The sequence below is a fragment of the Flavobacterium sp. IMCC34852 genome (assembly GCF_030643905.1).
In the GTDB taxonomy this organism is placed as follows: domain Bacteria; phylum Bacteroidota; class Bacteroidia; order Flavobacteriales; family Flavobacteriaceae; genus Flavobacterium; species Flavobacterium rivulicola.
This window is the reverse complement of the sequence record NZ_CP121446.1, coordinates 262085-279982: the sequence shown is the minus strand read 5'-3', so window position 1 is coordinate 279982 and position 17898 is coordinate 262085. Positions and strand designations below refer to the sequence as shown.

Annotated in this window: 17 protein-coding genes; 11 read left to right on the top strand and 6 right to left on the bottom strand. The window is 37.3% G+C overall.

The annotated features are described in order from the left end of the window. Positions 1-95: 95 nt before the first annotated feature. Positions 96-1412 (bottom strand): adenosylhomocysteinase, encoded by a 1317-nt coding sequence (gene ahcY, locus P7V56_RS01235; RefSeq protein WP_171221487.1) that lies wholly within the window; start codon positions 1410-1412, stop codon positions 96-98. Positions 1413-1551: 139 nt separating this feature from the next. Between ahcY and P7V56_RS01230 the strand changes: the two genes are divergently transcribed. The 6 genes from P7V56_RS01230 (at position 1552) to P7V56_RS01205 (ending at position 7894) form a co-directional block, all read left to right on the top strand. Continuing rightward, a complete protein-coding gene (locus P7V56_RS01230) occupies positions 1552-2223 on the top strand; it encodes a 4'-phosphopantetheinyl transferase family protein (RefSeq protein ID WP_171221488.1) in 672 nt (223 codons plus the stop codon). After that, positions 2223-2936 carry a geranylgeranylglyceryl/heptaprenylglyceryl phosphate synthase gene (locus P7V56_RS01225; RefSeq protein ID WP_171221489.1) on the top strand — a complete coding sequence of 238 codons (714 nt, stop codon included), beginning with the start codon at positions 2223-2225 and terminating at the stop codon, positions 2934-2936. Before P7V56_RS01230 ends, P7V56_RS01225 begins: the two co-directional genes overlap by 1 nt. Next, a complete protein-coding gene (gene pnuC / locus P7V56_RS01220) occupies positions 2936-3550 on the top strand; it encodes a nicotinamide riboside transporter PnuC (protein WP_171221490.1) in 615 nt (204 codons plus the stop codon). The genes P7V56_RS01225 and pnuC overlap by 1 nt, the downstream gene beginning before the upstream one ends. Beyond that, positions 3517-5118, top strand: a complete 1602-nt coding sequence (locus P7V56_RS01215; protein WP_171221491.1) for a DUF4301 family protein — start codon at positions 3517-3519, stop codon at positions 5116-5118. Before pnuC ends, P7V56_RS01215 begins: the two co-directional genes overlap by 34 nt. Continuing rightward, a complete protein-coding gene (gene arfB / locus P7V56_RS01210; RefSeq protein ID WP_171221492.1) occupies positions 5108-5509 on the top strand; it encodes an alternative ribosome rescue aminoacyl-tRNA hydrolase ArfB in 402 nt (133 codons plus the stop codon). The genes P7V56_RS01215 and arfB overlap by 11 nt, the downstream gene beginning before the upstream one ends. A gap of 219 nt (positions 5510-5728) precedes the next feature. After that, on the top strand, positions 5729-7894 hold the full coding sequence (locus tag P7V56_RS01205; protein ID WP_171221493.1) for a TonB-dependent receptor: 2166 nt from the start codon (positions 5729-5731) through the stop codon (positions 7892-7894). Positions 7895-7928: 34 nt separating this feature from the next. On the opposite strand, the gene P7V56_RS01200 is transcribed toward P7V56_RS01205, so the two are convergent. Next, positions 7929-8348: a Rieske (2Fe-2S) protein gene (locus P7V56_RS01200; protein WP_171221494.1), complete on the bottom strand. Its 420-nt coding sequence runs from the start codon at positions 8346-8348 to the stop codon at positions 7929-7931. 159 nt (positions 8349-8507) lie between these two features. Here P7V56_RS01200 and greA point away from each other — a divergent pair, with 159 nt between their 5' ends. Both greA and P7V56_RS01190 read left to right on the top strand, forming a co-directional pair. Next, positions 8508-8984 carry a transcription elongation factor GreA gene (gene greA, locus P7V56_RS01195; RefSeq protein ID WP_171221495.1) on the top strand — a complete coding sequence of 159 codons (477 nt, stop codon included), beginning with the start codon at positions 8508-8510 and terminating at the stop codon, positions 8982-8984. A 56-nt stretch (positions 8985-9040) separates the two neighbouring features. Next, a complete protein-coding gene (locus P7V56_RS01190; protein ID WP_171221496.1) occupies positions 9041-9430 on the top strand; it encodes an HIT family protein in 390 nt (129 codons plus the stop codon). 30 nt (positions 9431-9460) lie between these two features. On the opposite strand, the gene P7V56_RS01185 is transcribed toward P7V56_RS01190, so the two are convergent. Further along, positions 9461-10603, bottom strand: a complete 1143-nt coding sequence (locus tag P7V56_RS01185; protein WP_171221497.1) for a sensor histidine kinase — start codon at positions 10601-10603, stop codon at positions 9461-9463. Between the two features lie 177 nt (positions 10604-10780). On the opposite strand from P7V56_RS01185, the gene P7V56_RS01180 reads away from it, so the two are divergent. From P7V56_RS01180 to aat, 3 genes are all read left to right on the top strand, one after another. Next, complete coding sequence (locus P7V56_RS01180; protein ID WP_171221596.1) at positions 10781-11656, top strand: flavin reductase family protein; 876 nt, start codon at positions 10781-10783, stop codon at positions 11654-11656. A 2-nt stretch (positions 11657-11658) separates the two neighbouring features. Then, complete coding sequence (locus tag P7V56_RS01175; RefSeq protein WP_171221498.1) at positions 11659-12036, top strand: DUF3127 domain-containing protein; 378 nt, start codon at positions 11659-11661, stop codon at positions 12034-12036. Positions 12037-12158: 122 nt separating this feature from the next. Beyond that, complete coding sequence (gene aat / locus P7V56_RS01170; protein WP_171221499.1) at positions 12159-12800, top strand: leucyl/phenylalanyl-tRNA--protein transferase; 642 nt, start codon at positions 12159-12161, stop codon at positions 12798-12800. Positions 12801-12803: 3 nt separating this feature from the next. On the opposite strand, the gene P7V56_RS01165 is transcribed toward aat, so the two are convergent. From P7V56_RS01165 to P7V56_RS01155, 3 genes are read right to left on the bottom strand one after another with little or no spacing between them, the layout of a single operon-like run. Next, positions 12804-13364 carry a DNA-3-methyladenine glycosylase I gene (locus tag P7V56_RS01165; protein WP_171221500.1) on the bottom strand — a complete coding sequence of 187 codons (561 nt, stop codon included), beginning with the start codon at positions 13362-13364 and terminating at the stop codon, positions 12804-12806. After that, complete coding sequence (locus P7V56_RS01160; protein ID WP_171221501.1) at positions 13354-14004, bottom strand: queuosine precursor transporter; 651 nt, start codon at positions 14002-14004, stop codon at positions 13354-13356. The genes P7V56_RS01165 and P7V56_RS01160 overlap by 11 nt, the downstream gene beginning before the upstream one ends. Positions 14005-14006: 2 nt before the next feature. Next, a complete protein-coding gene (locus P7V56_RS01155) occupies positions 14007-17654 on the bottom strand; it encodes a TraB/GumN family protein (protein ID WP_171221502.1) in 3648 nt (1215 codons plus the stop codon). Positions 17655-17898: the final 244 nt, after the last annotated feature.

The following is a 17898-nucleotide window of genomic DNA, read 5'->3' as shown; positions in this document are numbered from 1 at the left end:
CGGGGCTAATTAGGATTGGTCTTTGTTTCAGCAAATAAAAAAACCCTTGCTTTTCTGCAAGGGTTTTTAAGCTATTAGCTAAAAGCTGTCAGCTATTAATATCTGTAATATTCAGGTTTGAAAGGCCCTTGAACTTCCACGCCAATATACGCAGCTTGTTCTTCGTTTAAAGTTTCCAATTCAACGCCTAATTTAGCCAAGTGTAAAGCTGCTACTTTTTCATCTAAATGTTTAGGTAACATATAAACTTCATTGTTGTAAGCAGCACTGTTAGTCCATAATTCAATTTGAGCCAAAGTTTGGTTGGTGAATGAGTTACTCATTACAAAACTTGGGTGACCTGTAGCACAACCTAAGTTCACCAAACGACCTTCAGCCAAAATTAAAATATCATTCCCGTTTACGTTGTATTTGTCTACTTGAGGTTTGATTTCTACTTTGGTGTTGCCGTGGTTTTGGTTCAACCAAGCCATATCAATTTCGTTGTCAAAGTGACCAATGTTACATACGATTGTTTTGTCTTTCATCGCCTCGAAGTGTCTTCCCACTACGATGTCTTTGTTTCCGGTAGTAGTGATAACAATATCAGCATTGCTTATTACAGTGTCTAATTTTTTCACTTCAAATCCGTCCATAGCAGCTTGTAAAGCACAGATTGGGTCGATTTCTGTAACCGTAACTATAGAACCGGCACCTCTGAAAGAAGCGGCTGTTCCTTTACCAACGTCACCGTAACCACAAACTACTACTCTTTTTCCGGCCAACATGATGTCGGTAGCACGACGAACCGCATCAACTGCTGATTCTTTACAACCGTATTTGTTGTCAAATTTAGATTTGGTAACCGAGTCATTTACGTTGATAGCCGGCATAAATAATGTACCGTTTTTCATTCTTTCGTATAATCTGTGAACACCGGTAGTAGTTTCTTCAGACAAACCTTTTATCCCCGGAATCAACTCAGGGTAACGGTCGAAAACCATATTGGTTAAATCGCCACCGTCATCTAATATCATGTTTAGTGGTTTTCTGTCTTCACCAAAGAATAAAGTCTGCTCAATACACCAGTCAAAAGATTCTTCATCTAAACCTTTCCAAGCATATACTTGAATTCCGGCAGCAGCAATCGCAGCAGCAGCCTGATCCTGTGTGGAGAAAATGTTACAAGAAGACCAAGTAACTTCTGCTCCTAGTGCAATTAAGGTTTCAATCAAAACAGCAGTTTGAATAGTCATATGAAGACATCCTGCAATACGTGCGCCTTTTAAAGGTTGACTCGCACCATATTCCGCACGAAGCGCCATTAATCCCGGCATTTCAGCTTCCGCCAATTCGATTTCTTTTCTTCCCCAAGCTGCCAAGTTGATATCTTTAACTTTGTAAGCTACATAAGGTAATGTTTGTGTACTCATCTATTGTGTATATTTGTTTTTTTAAAATGTTGCGCAAAATTACGGAATAGAAAAGAATTAAAAAAGCCTTTTTTATTTTTTTAGGGTTTGTTTAAGCGCTTAATTTTCTGAAAAACAAAGAGATAATTTAAAAATACCCATGCCGTTACTAAAAATCAAAGCTTTAAACGAAACAACACAACTATACGTTTGGAAAATCACCGAATCCTTCGATGAACTTTTTCGCTCCGTAGTCTTGAAAGATGTTTCGTTGGCCAGGTTAGAAGGGATGAAGGCGGAAAGCCACCAAAAAGGTTTTCTCAGTGTAAGACGATTGTTGATGGAAGCCGGCTACAACGATTTTGATTTGTACTATGACGCATTCGGAAAGCCTCATTTAAAAGACGGCAAACACATTTCCATTTCGCATTCCAATGATTTTTCGGTGATTGTGGTCAGCGATGTTAATGTTGGTGCCGATTTAGAAATCCTAAAAGACAAAACGGTAAAACTCGCCCCGCGATTCATGGATGTTTCGCATTTGAAAAATCTATCAGAAGATGATTTGCTGAGAAAAGCCACCGTAGTTTGGGGAATAAAAGAATCCGTGTTTAAAATTAAAAATGAAATCGGCATCAGTTTCAAAGACCATATCTTTGAAAACGATTTTAACTTAGCCGATAAAAAATGTACTGTCGAATTACGGTTCAATAACAAAGTAGAATGCTTTGACATCCTTTTTGATTTTATTGAAAATTATGTTTTTGTGTGTGCTTTTAACGCCGTTCCGTTCTCCCGAAGCTTCGGGATTGCCTCGGGTGAAAAAAAATAATGAAGAATATTTACCAAGAAATACTCAACTCCAAAAAGAGAAATCAAAAGCTATTAGCCATTCTTTTGGATCCCGATAAATTGACGGTTGACATCCTTATTGGTTTAGTAACCAAAATTAATTCGTCGCCAGCAACGCATGTTTTAGTCGGAGGCAGTTCTTTTGACGGAAATCACTTAGGCCAATTACTGTCTTTACTCAAACAAAAAACAAGTTTGCCCGTTTTACTTTTCCCCGGCAATCCAACCCAAATTTCTGGCGAAGCCGATGGCGTTTTGTTCTTGCAATTGCTCTCCGGCAGAAATCCGGATTATTTAATTGAACATCAAATTGATGCTGTCCCATTGTTGGAAAAAACCAATTTAGAAATCCTATCAACCGGTTATATCCTAATTGAAAGCGGTAGCGAAACCGCCGTAGAAAGAGTTAGCCAAACCAAGCCCTTAGCCCGAAATAATTCTGATTATGTTGCCCAAACCGCCAAAGCCGGAGCATTTATCGGTAATCAATTAATCTACCTTGAAGCCGGAAGCGGTGCACAAAATGCCGTTCCTTTAGAAATGATTTCTACGGTTGCTCAAAGAATTTCAATTCCGCTAATTGTTGGTGGCGGCATTCGTTCGAAAAATGGAATTGAGGAAGCCTTTACCGCCGGAGCCGATATGGTGGTTATTGGCACTGCGTTTGAAAATGACCCAAACTTTTTTGACTGATGCTCGAATTTTTACTTTCCCAATATAAAGACGCTTCCACTACTCAAATGGTGTTGGAGTTTCTGGTATTTGTATTCGGAATCGCCAGTGTTTTTTTGGCCAGAAAAGAAAATATATTGGTTTATCCAACCGGTTTAATAGCTACTGTTATCACAACATATTTGTTATATCAAGCCGGATATTTTGCCGACATGACTATGAATGCCTATTATTCAATTATGAGTCTTTATGGTTGGTATAAATGGACCTCAAAATCTAAAGAACCCAAATTGCAGATTACAAGAACCAATACAAAAGAAAAAATCATTGGTGTCGGATTGTTCTTTTTGACCATGCTAATTACCTTTCTGGTTTACAAGTTTTTTGATTACACACTTGAAATTCCTAATTATATTGATATTTTTACATCCGGTCTTTTTTTTACCGCTATGTGGTATATGGCATTGAAAAAGCTCGAAAACTGGACTTTATGGATTATTGGTGATATTATCGTTGTACCTCTGTTTGCGTACAGAGGATTAGGAATGTTGTCACTTCAATATTTAATTTTTACAATCATTGCCATTTACGGCTATTTAGAATGGAAGAGAATTTTACAGGAAAAGAAAGCTTAGCCAAAAATTTCGGAATAACGGAAACCGACTTTGAGCAAATCAAAGCCAAAGGGATTTCTTTTGATAAAATTGAAGCCGAATTACTATTGTTTAAATCCGGAATTCCTAAAATTTATCTCGAAAGACCGGCAACCATTGGTGACGGAATTCTAAAACTGACAAACGAGAATTTTCAGGAATACGCCAACAGTTTCGATTTAAAAAAAACCAATTTAAAGCTTAAAAAGTTTGTTCCGGCGTCAGGTGCAGCAAGTAGAATGTTCAAATTTTTGAATGAGTTTTTAAGCGATTTCGACCACGAAAACGAAACCATTAATGCCTATATCAACCGTAAAAAAGATAAAAATCTTCCCATTTTCCTGGCCGGTATAGAAAAATTCCCGTTTTATGAAGCCATTAAATCGGTTTTAAAACAACAGTATCCCGAGTATTATTCGCTGGAAAGCCACGAAAAAAGTTATCGTTTTATAAAGCTCATGCTTTCAGAGGACTATTTTGATTTTGCCAACAAACCCAAAGGCGTACTAGATTTTCACAAATACCAAACCCATATCGCTACTCCGGTAGAAGAGCATCTCAACGAATGTGCTTTTTATGCGGCTTCCAATTCGGTTTCGTATTTGCATTTTACGGTTTCAGAAAATCATGAGCAGCTTTTTAAAGAAATTATTGATAAGGTTAAAGATAAAGTCGAAAGTAATTCGGATACCAAAGTCCACGTTAGTTATTCCTACCAAAATAAAAGTACCGACACTATTGCAGTAGATATGAATAACCAACCTTTTCGCAATGAGCAAAACGAATTGGTTTTCCGTCCGGGCGGTCACGGCGCTTTAATTAATAACTTAAACGAGCTCGATGCTGATGTTATTTTCATCAAAAACATCGACAATGTCATACAGAATCACATCAACGAAATCACGCTTTATAAAAAAGGCTTGGCCGGTATTTTATTGGAATTGCAAGAAAAAGTATTTCAGATATTAAACGCCATCGACCAAAATGCAATCAGCAATCAAGACATTCCGGCCATCATTGATTTCATGCAGCAAAAACTCAATATAGATGTGCTAGATGATTTCCAAAAATACACGCTTGATTATAAAATTGATTTCATCAAAAACAAACTCAATCGCCCAATGCGTGTTTGCGGGATGGTAAAAAATGAAGGCGAACCCGGCGGCGGACCGTTTTGGGTAAGAAGTTTTAAAGGCAATGTTTCCCTGCAAATAGTGGAAAGTTCACAGGTTGATACTCATGATCAAGAGCAGAGCACTATTCTGGCCAAAGCGACCCATTTTAATCCGGTTGACTTGGTTTGTGCCACCAAAAATTACCAAGGTCAAAAGTTTGACTTAACTCAGTTTGTTGACCACAGCACGGGTTTCATCGTGCATAAAAACAACAAAGGAAAAGACCTTAAAGGCTATGAGTTACCCGGGCTATGGAATGGCGCTATGGCCAAGTGGATTACGGTTTTTGTAGAAGTGCCGTTGGTCACTTTTAATCCGGTGAAAACCGTAAACGACTTGCTAAAACCTGCTCATCAACCGCAATATGAAAACTGAGATTATACTCACCGAGCTGCAATTTAAAGCCGTCAGAAGTTCGGGCGCAGGCGGGCAAAATGTAAACAAAGTTGCTTCTAAAGTAATGCTGTCTTTTGATGTCAAGAATTCGCAAGGGTTAACCGAAGATGAAAAAACATTACTAATCACCAAATTAGCTACCAAATTAACATCGGAACAAATCTTAATTCTCAATTGCGATGAAGATCGAAGCCAACTCAAAAATAAAACCATCGTTACCAAAAGGTTTTTGACACTTATTGAATCATCTTTAATCGTTCCCAAAAAAAGAAAAGCAACTAAAATTCCACGCGCCGTAATCGAAAAACGAATCAAAGCGAAACGCAATCTCTCTGAAATTAAGCAGAACAGGAGAAAACCAAATTTCTAAAATTCATAATTTGTAATTCACAATTTGTAATTATCTTTGCCTCGTCTCAAAAGGGGTGCTCTAAATAACGAGCTGAGATTATACCCAATGAACTTAGAACAGGTAATGCTGTTTAAGGATTTGACGAAAAACTAAAGTGCACGTTAGTCAGCCGTCAGGAGTATCAATTAAATTTTTAACCAAGAATAATTACCTCTTTTTATTTGTAATCTATTACGAATGAAAACTTTATTCAACACCAGCACGAAGTTAATATTGCTTTCTGCTTTCTGCTTTCTGCCTTCTGCCATCTTTGCACAGGAGAAAACAAAAGACTCGACCAAGGTCAACCAACTCGACGAAGTCACAGTATCGGCGGTCAGAGCCAAAGGCAAAAATCCTATTACTTTCAGTAACCTTTCCAAAAAGGAAATTGCACCCAGAAATTTAGGGCAAGACATCCCGATTTTACTCAATTATTTACCGTCGGTAGTGACTACCACTGATGCCGGTAACGGAGTAGGTTATACTTACATGAGAGTTCGCGGTGCTGATGGTTCCCGAATCAATGTGACTTTAAACGGAATCCCGTTCAATGACAGCGAAAGTCAAGGAACCTTTTTTGTCAATTTGCCCGATTTTGCCTCATCCTTAGAAAGTGTTCAATTGCAACGCGGTGTCGGAATGTCTACCAATGGTGCCGGTGCTTTTGGGGCCAGTTTGAACATGCAAACCAAATCCTATCAAGAAAACGCTTATGCTGAGATTGCTAATTCAGGCGGAAGTTTCGGAACGCGCAAACACACTTTGGCCTTTGGAACCGGGTTGCACAATCATTTTGAAATGAATGTCCGATTTTCCAATATTGCTTCGGATGGCTTTATTGACCGGGCCTCTTCAAACTTGTTCGGCTACTTTTTTAATGCCAATTATGTAACCCAAACTACTTTAGTTAAAGTCCTTGCCTTTGGCGGAAAAGAAAAAACCTATCAAGCTTGGTACGGCATAGAAGATCCTGAGAAATTAGCCAATGATCGAACTTTCAATCCGGCCGGAATGTACTTTGATGACAATGGGAACATGCAATTTTATGATGACGAAACCGATAATTACACCCAAAATCATTTCCAATTGCATTGGTCCGAAAAATGGTCCGAAAAATGGATTTCCAACGCGGCTTTTCATTACACCATCGGGAAAGGTTATTTCGAACAATACCGAGAAGATGAAGTTTTAGCGGATTATAATTTGCCCGATTTTCAAGGCAATACAGTGTCTGATTTAGTTCGAAAAAGATGGTTGGATAACGATTTCTTTGGAGCAGTTTTTTCTTTAAACTACAAAACATCTAAAACCGATGTAATGCTCGGCGGAGCAGCGAATCGCTATTTAGGAGATCATTTCGGAGAAGTAGTTTGGACGCAATATTACATTCCGAATACCAATCGATATTACGACAACATTGGGAATAAAGATGACGTAAATGTTTATGCTAAAGCGGCTCATCAGGTTGGCAAACTCAATGTTTTTGCCGATTTGCAATACCGTATGGTTTTCTACCAAGCTACAAGTTTTCGCTTTAGCGATGTAAACGATTCCTTCCGATTTTTTAATCCAAAATTGGGATTGAATTTTGATTTAAACGATAAAAATTCGTTTTACGGTTATTTCGGAATCGCTAACAAAGAACCACGCCGCGATGATTACGAAAACGGCAGTGTAAAACCTGAGCGGTTGTTTGATTATGAATTAGGCTGGAAATACCAATCGGGAAAAGTAAAAATTACCGCCAATGCTTTTTACATGAATTACCAAAATCAATTGGTGTTAACCGGTGCCTTGAATGATGTAGGTTCGCCTATTTTTACCAATAGCGGAAAAAGTTATCGCGTAGGTTTAGAAGTTGAATCGGTTGTAGCCTTGACAGATAAATTAATTGTAAACCCGAATGTTACTTTCAGTCAAAATAAAAACCAAGATTTCGTATTTCAAAGAGATGGTGTTTTGCAAGATTTAGGCAATACCAACATCGCCTTTTCGCCGGATTGGGTTTTAGGAAATCGAATTACTTATATGCCTGTAAAAGACATGCAAATTTCTTTATTGTCTAAGTTTGTGAGCGAGCAATTTATGGGCAACATCGATTCTGAGCAGTCTAAACTCGACGCTTATTTTGTAAACGATTTGAATGTTTCATATGAATGGAAAATCAATAAAGGAATTAAGTCGATGGTTTTTTCCGCCTTGGTCAACAACTTGTTTAATTTGGAATACGAATCTAACGGCTATTTTTATACTTATGATGACAATTGGAGTAATCCCGGAAGTGTCACTACTATAGAAGGCGCCGGATTTTATCCGCAAGCAGGCATTAATTTCTTAGCCGGTTTGACCTTAAAACTTTAAAATAAAAAGCCGAACAATTTTTGTTCGGCTTTTTTTAGTTGGTTATGATTAAAGTGCTGCCACTAATATCAACTCGGTATTGTTTCATAGGGTATTGTTGGCCCGGACTTTGACCCGAGAATAAGTTGTAAACCGTATCATCACAATCACAGGTAGCTTCAATGCCGCTGATGGACATTGGCGTGGTACAAGAAGCAAAAGCTTGGTTTGGACAAGCCAAATCAAAAGCTACAAAACCACTACCGTTATTGAATACTACGATGCCTCTGGCGCCTTGAGAATAATCAACTACGTGATTACTGGGAAATTGTAAATTACTGTACCCCGGCAAACTCATGTTGATTTGTAAATAAACCGTATAATTCGGAATGTTGGGATTGCGGTTATTGATGGTTCCGCTATCACAGCCGTAAACAAAAGACAGCAATAACCATAGGGCGATTATCTTTTTCATATAAATTTATTGAATTACTATAGCGAAACAAATTTAATTTAATTAACTTTGACATACGTTAAACAACGTAATAAATTTGAAATAAGTTTAAAATAATATCTTTGCAAAAAGAAATCCCGTTCCGATGGGATTTTTTCTATTTATATAAATGATGAAATTATGAGTACAGTATCTTATTACACCGCTGAAGGACTAAAGAAATTGAAAGACGAATTAGAACAACTTAAAAGTATAGAAAGACCAAAAGCTTCACAAGCCATTGCAGAAGCCAGAGATAAAGGTGACTTGTCTGAGAATGCAGAATACGACGCCGCCAAAGAAGCACAAGGCATGTTGGAGATGAGAATCGCCAAGTTAGAAGAAGTATATGCTAATGCCAGATTGATTGACGAATCACAATTGGACGTTTCCAAAGCATTGGTTTTATCCAATGTGAAAATCAAAAATCAAGCGAATGGCATGGAGATGAAATACACTTTAGTAGCCGAAAGTGAAGCCGATTTAAAGAGCGGTAAAATTTCGGTAAGTTCACCAATCGGGAAGGGTTTATTGGGTAAAAAAGTAGGCGAAATTGCTGAAATCAGTGTGCCAAACGGAAAATTAAATTTTGAAATCTTAGAAATCTCAAGAGACTAATTGATTAGTATTCAGTGTTTAGTTTCTAATGTTCAGTTATTTTTTAAAACGATAGAATGAGTTCTATATTCACCAAAATAGTCAACGGAGAAATTCCGGCCTACAAAATCGCCGAAGACGACCAATATTTGGCTTTTTTAGATGTTAATCCTAATGCCAAAGGTCATACGCTTTGTATACCGAAGCAGGAAATCAATAAGATTTTCGACATGGAAGAAGCGCATTATTTGGGCTTAATGCAATTTGCCCGAAAAGTAGCCAAAGCCGTAGAGAAAACGGTACCGTGTAAAAGAATAGGCGTTGCGGTTGTTGGACTTGAAGTGCCGCATGTACACGTGCATTTGATTCCGCTTCACGATATGGATGATATGCGTTTTCAAAGAAAAGTGAGTTTGACCAAAGAAGAATTTGAAGATTTAGCCAAAGCCATTCAAAAGAATTTATAAAAAATAAAATCCCGAGCCATCGGGATTTTTTTATGCCTTTTTAAAAGTAATCTGCATCGTGGTGCCTTTGTCTATTTCGGAGTGCGCGACTTTAATTTTTCCTTTGTGGTATTCTTCTACGATTCTTTTGGTTAAAGACAAGCCTAATCCCCAACCGCGTTTTTTGGTGGTGAACCCGGGTTCAAAAACCCTTTTGAATTGGTTTTTCGGGATGCCTTTGCCGGTGTCAGCAACCAGAATTTTTACCTCCGTACTATCACTTTCAATGACTACTGATAGTTTGCCTCGTCCTTTCATAGCGTCGATGGCGTTTTTGACTAAGTTTTCTACAGTCCAACTGTGTAAAGCCGGATTTAGTAGAACCATGATGGGTTTTTCAGGTGCTTTAAAAGAGAACTCGACTTGCTTGGAGAATCTCGATTTTAAATAGTCAAAAGACTGTTCGGTTTCTTCAATAATATTTCGTTTTTCGAGTATGGGTTCAGAGCCGATTTTTGAAAATCTATCCGTAATGGTTTGCAATCGGGTGATGTCTTTTTCAATTTCAACTATGGTGGTTTCGGCCACATTATCGGCTTTCATAATTTCGAGCCAACCAATTAGAGACGATAAAGGGGTGCCGATTTGGTGCGCAGTTTCTTTAGCCATTCCGGCCCAAAGTTTGTTTTGAGTCGCCATTTTGGTACTGCGGTAAAAGTTGTACACCAATCCGCCAAAGAGAAAAATAATCAGCAGTAAAGCTACCGGATAGTATTTTAGTTTATTTAACAAAGAAGAGTCGCCATAATATAAACTATGGGTTCGGCCTTCGGAGATTTGCAGGACAATAGGGTCGTTTTGATTTTTCAGTTTTTGTAAAAAACGCTGGAGTTTGGTTTTGTCTTTAAGCACATCCTCATCAATATTTTTGGTGTTGATGATGGAATCCTTTTCGGTAACGATAATGGGAATGCTCGCTGTTTGAATGATTTGTAGTGGTAAGTCTACGTCGGTATATTGATTGGCGTTGATTAAAGTTTCTTGGGATTTGGCCCACAGTTCCATCTTTAAGCGCTCTTCGTTTTTAAAAATTTGGAAAAAAGAATAGGTGTTCCAAAGAATCAATGCCACGATGACAAAGGAAGCCATAATGATAATCCAACGGGTGATGTTTCTTTTTTCGGAAAACTGCATGCTCAAATTTTTTATAAATATAGACAAAAGCGCCAAAAGGGCAAGACGATTTTGGTTTAGCCCTGATAGTAGCGGTTACCGTGTAATAGCGAATAGCAGGAACATGGACAACAAGAATGCCCGAACCACTCGCTCCTGAAATCAATTAAAATTGTATTTTTGAAAAAAATAACAATTATGCTCAGTTTTGAACCACATACGCTTTCGCCGGCGCAATTACAAGGTTATTTGCAAAGTGCGGTAGCGCCAAGGCCGATTGCTTTTGCCAGTACGATAGACGCTAACGGGAAACCTAATTTGTCGCCTTTCAGTTTTTTTAATGTGTTTAGTTCGAATCCGCCAATCTTGGTTTTTTCACCGGCACGACGGGTAAGAAACAATACGACCAAGCACACTTTAGAGAATTGTGAAGCCACGAAACAAGTGGTGATTAATGTGGTAAATTATGATATAGTGCAACAAATGTCACTTTCGAGTACGGAATATCCTGATGGCGTAAACGAATTTATTAAGTCGGGTTTAACGATGTTGCCTTCTGATATGGTGAAACCTTATCGCGTGGCGGAAAGTCCGGTGCAAATGGAATGTAAAGTCAATGAAATTATTGCATTAGGCAATCAAGGCGGTGCAGGGAATTTGATTATTTGTGAAGTGGTGAAAATTCACATCAATGAAAATATTTTGGATGATAAGAATATGATTGATCAGAGTAAAATCGACTTGGTTTCGCGTTTGGGAGGCAATTGGTATTCGCGGTCAAATGTTGGTTTGTTTGAAGTCGAGAAACCCTTGGTAACATTGGGAATAGGCGTGGACGCGATACCGGATTTTATCAAAAAAAGTCCTGTTTTTAACGGGAATGATTTGGGTAAATTAGGAAATGTAGAAGCCTTGCCAACCGAAGAAGAAATTACTATATTTGTACAACAGAATTTTGCCGTAAAGGGTGTTTTGAGTTCGGATGACGAGCAAAAAATTCACCAAAAAGCAAAAGAATATTTGAATAATAATGAAGTACTATCAGCTTGGAAAGTACTTTTAGCAAAACAATAATTATGGAAGTTACCGGAAAAATTAAAGTGATTAATCCTGAGCAACAAGTAAGTGCCAGTTTTAGAAAAAGAGAATTAGTTGTGGCTACAGAAGAGCAATATCCTCAGTTTATCAGCATTAATTTTGTGCAAGATAAATGTGATTTATTGAACAACTATAATGTAGGGGAAGCGGTAAAAGTTTCGATCAACTTAAGAGGAAGAGAATGGGTAAATCCGCAAGGAGAAACCAAATATTTCAACGATATTCAAGGTTGGAGAATTGAAAAAATACAAGCAGAAGCTCCGGCTGCACCGGGAATGGCACCAATGCCACCGGCAGAAGCTTTTGCTCCGGCCACTAACTTTAACGAAGAAGAGCACGACGATTTACCATTCTAGAAATAGAATAAAGAACATAGAATATAGATCATCCTGATAGAAACTTAGTTTAATATCCGGGATGATTTCTTTTTTTACAGTATTGCTATTTTCTTTTTTCTATACTCTATATTCTAAAAAATATGCATTTTTTAACCAAAGATCTATACTTTCCGCCGGTCGAAGAAGCCTCTTATGAAGGCATTTTGGCGATTGGAGGCGATTTGTCTACGGAGCGTTTGCTTTTGGCGTATCGCAATGGTATATTTCCATGGTTCAATGCCGATGAACCCATACTTTGGTGGTCGCCACCGGAACGCATGGTGGTTGTGCCGCAGTTGTATAAAATTTCTAAAAGCATTCGGAATTTGTTGAACCGAAAGCAGTTTGAAGTCACTTTTAACCAAAACTTTGAAGCGGTTATCCGTAATTGTCAACAAGTAGAACGCAAAGGGCAAGACGGCACTTGGATTACGGATGACATCATAGAATCTTATACTAAATTACATGAAATGGGTTTTGTCCAATCGGTAGAAGTGTGGCAAAACGGTGAATTGGTTGGTGGTTTGTATGGCGTTGATTTAGGACACATTTTCTGTGGCGAAAGTATGTTTTCTAAAGTGTCAAATGCGAGTAAGATTGCCTTTGTGACTTTGGTACAATACTTAAAAGAGAATAATTACAAACTCTTAGATTGTCAGTTACATAATGATTATTTAGAGCAATTGGGTGCGTTTGAGATATCGCGGGAGACTTTTATTAGAGTTTTGAAGTCTGCCAACTGACCACTATTTCCTTTTCCAACAATCTTCCACATGATCATTGACCATTCCGGTGGCTTGCATGTGCGCGTAAACTACCGTTGAGCCTACAAACTTAAACCCGCGCTTTTTCAAGTCCTTGCTGATTTCATCTGAAAGTGGCGTGGTGGCTTTGATATCACTCATTTTCTTGATGTTGTTTTCAATGGGTTTTCCGCCGGTGAAATTCCAAATGTATTTGGAGAATGAACCGAATTCTTTCTGTACTTCCATAAATGCGATGGCATTGGCAATTGTGCCTTTGATTTTTAATCCGTTGCGGATGATGCCGGCGTCTTGCATTAGTTCGGCGACTTTATCTTCGTTGTATTGGGCTATTTTTTTGTAATCGAATTGGTCAAATGCTTTTCGGAAGTTGTCCCTTTTTTTTAGAATCGTGTACCAACTTAGCCCGGCTTGGAAAGTTTCCAAGACTAAAAATTCGAATAGTTTATCATCATCATAAACCGGATTTCCCCATTCGTTGTCATGGTAATCGCGGTATAAATCGTCTTTTTCGCACCAAGCGCAGCGGATTTTATTGTCCATCTTTGGCAATGTATTTTTGAATGAAATAATGTCCTAAATAAATAAACGGTGTCATGCCGACGGCAATAATTAATTTAACGGTATAACCGGTTAATCCGGAGATGATATAGGTTTTAGTGTCCATGATACCAGGCAACCAAAAGGCAATCCCTAAAACGATAAAACTGTCAAAAAACTGTGAAATTACGGTTGATCCTGTGCTTCGGAGCCAAATCATTTTATTGCCGGTTCTTCTTTTGACAAAATGAAAGAGGGTAACATCTATCAATTGAGAAGCTAAGAAGGCAATAATGCTTCCGACGATAATCAATTGGCTTTGCCCAAACACGGCATTGAATTGTTCTGAAGAAACCGAGCTGATTCCGGTAGACGGAATTTGCATGGCAAAATACAAGATAAAAAAGGTGTAAGCGATTAATCCGGCGGTGATGAAGGAAAGTCTTCGTACGCCTTTTTCGCCAAAGTATTCGTTGATTAAATCGGTCGTGACAAATACAATTGGCCATGGTAAAATACCGATACTCATTACGGCAGAGCCTACATCAATGAGTTTTCCGCCTATGAGTTCAGCTACTATGGCATTGGTAATGAAGATGCCGGCGAGTACGACATATACCGTATCTTTTTTGGATTTGAACATGGCTAATATTCGTAATTATATTGGTTTTCCCTATTTCTGTTTTTTCTGAAACTGCAGTCAGGATGGTCTTCATTGAGTGTTTCTTTCATTATTGCCGGAATCAATATTTCTACAGTGTTTTCTTCGTCAATTTCTTCTAAGATGGGCGAGTAATAAGCTTTTGGAATAATTTTTCCGTTTTCAATTAAGAAAGCCATTGAATTAAAGGATTTATTGCCTACAGTTTTTCCGTCTTTGGTGTTTTGTGTTTGATAAAAATAGAAAACAGCTTCGTGTTTGCCTTTTTTAATTTTTCTTTTTTCCAGAAATTGTATTTTGGCATTTTCTTTTAACTTGTCAAAATAAGTCATCGCGGCCAGGGCGATTTCATCATCAGTGATATCGTTTAATAATCCGAAATCGTGGTGGTCTTGCAATAGTAGGATGGTGTTGAACTTGGTTTTTGGATTTTCCAGCCTTTTTTTAATACTTTCTTTTGTTGCCGTATTATGTTTTATTTCCAATTTCAAAATTTCAAGCTGGATTTCAGGACTATCCAATTTTTTTATTTTTTCCATTAAATCAGTAACACTGCTGTTTTTTGGCATATAGGAAAGTAATGATAAATAGTTGATCAAGTCACCGTTTGGATTTTCATCTTCATCTTCATAGGCAGCATAATCTATCTCATCTTCGTTTTCCTCGACAGAAGCCTTCTTTTCTTCGCGGTTCAGGATTCTTTTGTATTCCAATTTTGAATGGGTGAGAATCAACTTTTGAAAGGCGGCAATTTTTTTAGGAGACCCTAGTTTTTTATCCAATACCGCATTACAGAATCTTACGATAAGTTCATTATATTCTTCGATACCGTAAAATTGGAAAATATCTGGGAATAATACTTTGCTGGTTTCAATATTTCGATTAAAATTCCAAAATAATTCGTTGAGTTCATAGGTGTCTTCAGAGACAGGAAGGTCAAAATCCATTAGTTTTAAGACCAAGCGATAGGAGGTCTCTGTTTTTTGAGCTGCCAAAGCATTTAATATGGCCAACTGTTCTGTTGTTTTTGTGCCTTGTGCTTTGTATTTGTTTTCGAGATAGGAAGCTACTTTAGGCAGTTTTATGTTCCCTAATTTTTCATATAAAGTTGATTTTCCATCAGAATCACTATCTCTGAATTCAAAGGTATCCAGGAAATTGGTAACTCTTTCAAAATCTGATTCTTTGAGGCTGAGTGTATGAAGATTTTCAAAAGCGATTTTGCGGATAGAATCCGATTCACTACTTGCTTCTTCTATGAACAAGGCAATTTTGTCATCAAGAATACTTTTAGCATCGGTTTTTTCAGGGACAAAAGTTGAAAATGACTTTTCTATGAAGACATCATCATTTTTATAATTGCGGTCAACCAAAGTCTTAAGTGTGATTCTCCGGTTGTTCATGAAAAAAGTTCTTAATTTTAATGCCTGATCGGAATTTTTCACACTAACCAAAGCATCAGCAACATCACAGTCAAGCACATTATTGTGTGTGAAAGTAATTCCCAATACTTCTGTTTTCTCATATTCCTTAAAATAGTTATTCCAAACAGATGTTAAAGGATCAGAATCAACCTGAATATAATTTTTTTTGTCAAGTAAGGTCTTCAAAGATTTGCTGTATTCATTTTTCAAGCTATCCATAGTTGCTACTTGAAAATACCGGTCATAATTGGTGATATCAACAGCTACAGTGTTTCCGGTATGGGATTCAAATTCTTTTGATTCAAATTCATTAGCGCCCATTTTTCCTCTATACATTAGGCCAAGATTGTCATTTTTGATACCGAGGATGGTTTGTTCGTTTATTTTTTTTGGGATTTCGATTTTATATTTGCCAACAGTGTCATTATAAACGGTGCTTTCCGCATTGGAAAATTCTTTAAAAGTGAAAGAGTCAAAAAACTTACTGCTGCTTGGCTCAGAAGCATCGACAGCCCCTAAAAGATAAAATTTGTTTCCCTGAATGATGGATTTCAACTTCACTTTGCGATGTTCATTTTCTGAAGTCGAAGTATATTCTTTGGTAGTTTCGTCAAATTGTGCCGTTTCTTTCATTTCCTGATTCATGTAAAACTCGTTTTGAATCTGTTGGTGCTGGAAGGTTCTATCGTCCATAAACTCCATATCCAAAGACGTATTTTCAATCAGGAAGTAATAACTTTTTTCAATTGGGTCATAGGCCTCAAATGTTACATCGGAAATTGATTTTTCGTTGTTGCCATATTGTACGGCAAATTCCGGCATTAAGATTGAAAATCCACCTTTCAACGGATATATTCTTTCCCAGCTATTTTTGAAGTCTTTTATTTTTAACTTCTCAAAAATAGATTGTTCGTATTGTTTTGCGTAAGTTCCGGAGCCGGAAAAACAGAAACTGACAATCTCCAAAGGTGTTACATAAAAGCGGTAGTGTTGATAATTTCCGGCTTTGCTTTTGTTTTTAACATCATAACCGATATAGGAATCTCCTTTGATTTCTTTTTTTTCTAGGATTTCACCGGGAATGAATTCATAAAGCAAACTATCAATACTTTTATGGTTGAAGTATTCATTTTTCTTTTGCATATAATTGTGTATCGGAACCCTAACCATACTCAACACGCCGCCGTTAGTAAGGTCTAGAGTGCCTTTTATTTTATCAAAACTAAAATCTAGGTCGAAATCAACAGTTTGGATCATTTTATCCGCTGTAGTTTGAGTTTTTGTTTTTGGATTGGGAAAAAACTCTTCAATGGTTTTTTTGTCGGTTTCCCCTTTTTTAGTCAGTGTCCCAATAATCGGAGTGAGTGTATATCCTTTATTAATTAATAGTTGTAAAACCCCTTCTTTTCCGCCTAAATGGGCAGCGCCAACTGCGCTAAATAAGCTTCCTTGATGAGCTAATGAATCAATGCTTTTGACCATGTCATAGTTTCGGTCAACAATCATGACTTTGTGTTTCTCCGGTTTTTCAGATAATTTACTTAAAGAATCCAGCATTACAATATCTTTTTCACGATAAATATCTTTTAAAGTATTATAGATTGATTTGCCTTTCAGTATTTTGGTAAGAAGTGCTTTCTTTTCTTCATCTTCTTCAGTATTCTCCTCTTCCTCATCCAATGTTTGGGCCATGCTTTCCAATTTACGCATGGTGATGAATGACTTTTTTGCATCTTCAAGGCCGATAGCTTTTTTGTTGTATTTTTTGGCAGTTTGGTAAATAAACATGTCCAAAACGGTATTCTCACTATAATCAGCCTGACGGCCTTCGACTCCGGATGACATTTGGTTAAACAAGTTATAATTCATGAACAATGGCATTAAATCTTGTTTTGTTACCGGTTTTAAATAAAAATTTGAATAAAATTTTGGTTTTTTTTGGGGTCTGATATTCATATAAAGATCTAACAATTCACCCCAGGAATCGGGATTACTTTCATTACTTACAATGTCAGCTTCCAATAAATGTTTGTAAAAAGCATCTGTGAGGTGATATGAAATTTTTTCATTTACGTGGAAAGTGCCATATACATACGATTTCTTTTTTAAACCATTTCCGGAAATTTCCCAAAGTAATGTTTTTTCAAACTGGGCATTGGCTTGAAAAGCAATAAGGGCAAAGAGTGCGAGTGAAAGAATTTTTTTCAAGGGATATTGTTTTGATTATAAACAAATATAAACAAAAACGTATGGGAAAATCACTATAACTATTGTTAATTTATTGAGATGTTTTGTTGTCTTTTTCTATTGAAAAGCGTTCGTGTTTTTAGCCCCGATGGGAGCGAGCTACCGTGTAGCGCGGACAGCGGGAAGATAAGTGAAAAGAAAGTAAAACGTGCTGCTCCTAAAAACAAAAAACCTCGATTCAATAAGAACCGAGGTTTTAATATGG

Bases quoted from the DNA above. Each gene is read 5' to 3' on its own strand.
- ahcY (WP_171221487.1), bottom strand. From the start codon at position 1,412: ATGAGTACACAAACATTACCTTATGTAGCTTACAAAGTTAAAGATATC.
- P7V56_RS01230 (WP_171221488.1), top strand. From the start codon at position 1,552: ATGCCGTTACTAAAAATCAAAGCTTTAAACGAAACAACACAACTATAC.
- P7V56_RS01225 (WP_171221489.1), top strand. From the start codon at position 2,223: ATGAAGAATATTTACCAAGAAATACTCAACTCCAAAAAGAGAAATCAA.
- pnuC (WP_171221490.1), top strand. From the start codon at position 2,936: ATGCTCGAATTTTTACTTTCCCAATATAAAGACGCTTCCACTACTCAA.
- P7V56_RS01215 (WP_171221491.1), top strand. From the start codon at position 3,517: ATGGAAGAGAATTTTACAGGAAAAGAAAGCTTAGCCAAAAATTTCGGA.
- arfB (WP_171221492.1), top strand. From the start codon at position 5,108: ATGAAAACTGAGATTATACTCACCGAGCTGCAATTTAAAGCCGTCAGA.
- P7V56_RS01205 (WP_171221493.1), top strand. From the start codon at position 5,729: ATGAAAACTTTATTCAACACCAGCACGAAGTTAATATTGCTTTCTGCT.
- P7V56_RS01200 (WP_171221494.1), bottom strand. From the start codon at position 8,348: ATGAAAAAGATAATCGCCCTATGGTTATTGCTGTCTTTTGTTTACGGC.
- greA (WP_171221495.1), top strand. From the start codon at position 8,508: ATGAGTACAGTATCTTATTACACCGCTGAAGGACTAAAGAAATTGAAA.
- P7V56_RS01190 (WP_171221496.1), top strand. From the start codon at position 9,041: ATGAGTTCTATATTCACCAAAATAGTCAACGGAGAAATTCCGGCCTAC.
- P7V56_RS01185 (WP_171221497.1), bottom strand. From the start codon at position 10,603: ATGCAGTTTTCCGAAAAAAGAAACATCACCCGTTGGATTATCATTATG.
- P7V56_RS01180 (WP_171221596.1), top strand. From the start codon at position 10,781: ATGCTCAGTTTTGAACCACATACGCTTTCGCCGGCGCAATTACAAGGT.
- P7V56_RS01175 (WP_171221498.1), top strand. From the start codon at position 11,659: ATGGAAGTTACCGGAAAAATTAAAGTGATTAATCCTGAGCAACAAGTA.
- aat (WP_171221499.1), top strand. From the start codon at position 12,159: ATGCATTTTTTAACCAAAGATCTATACTTTCCGCCGGTCGAAGAAGCC.
- P7V56_RS01165 (WP_171221500.1), bottom strand. From the start codon at position 13,364: ATGGACAATAAAATCCGCTGCGCTTGGTGCGAAAAAGACGATTTATAC.
- P7V56_RS01160 (WP_171221501.1), bottom strand. From the start codon at position 14,004: ATGTTCAAATCCAAAAAAGATACGGTATATGTCGTACTCGCCGGCATC.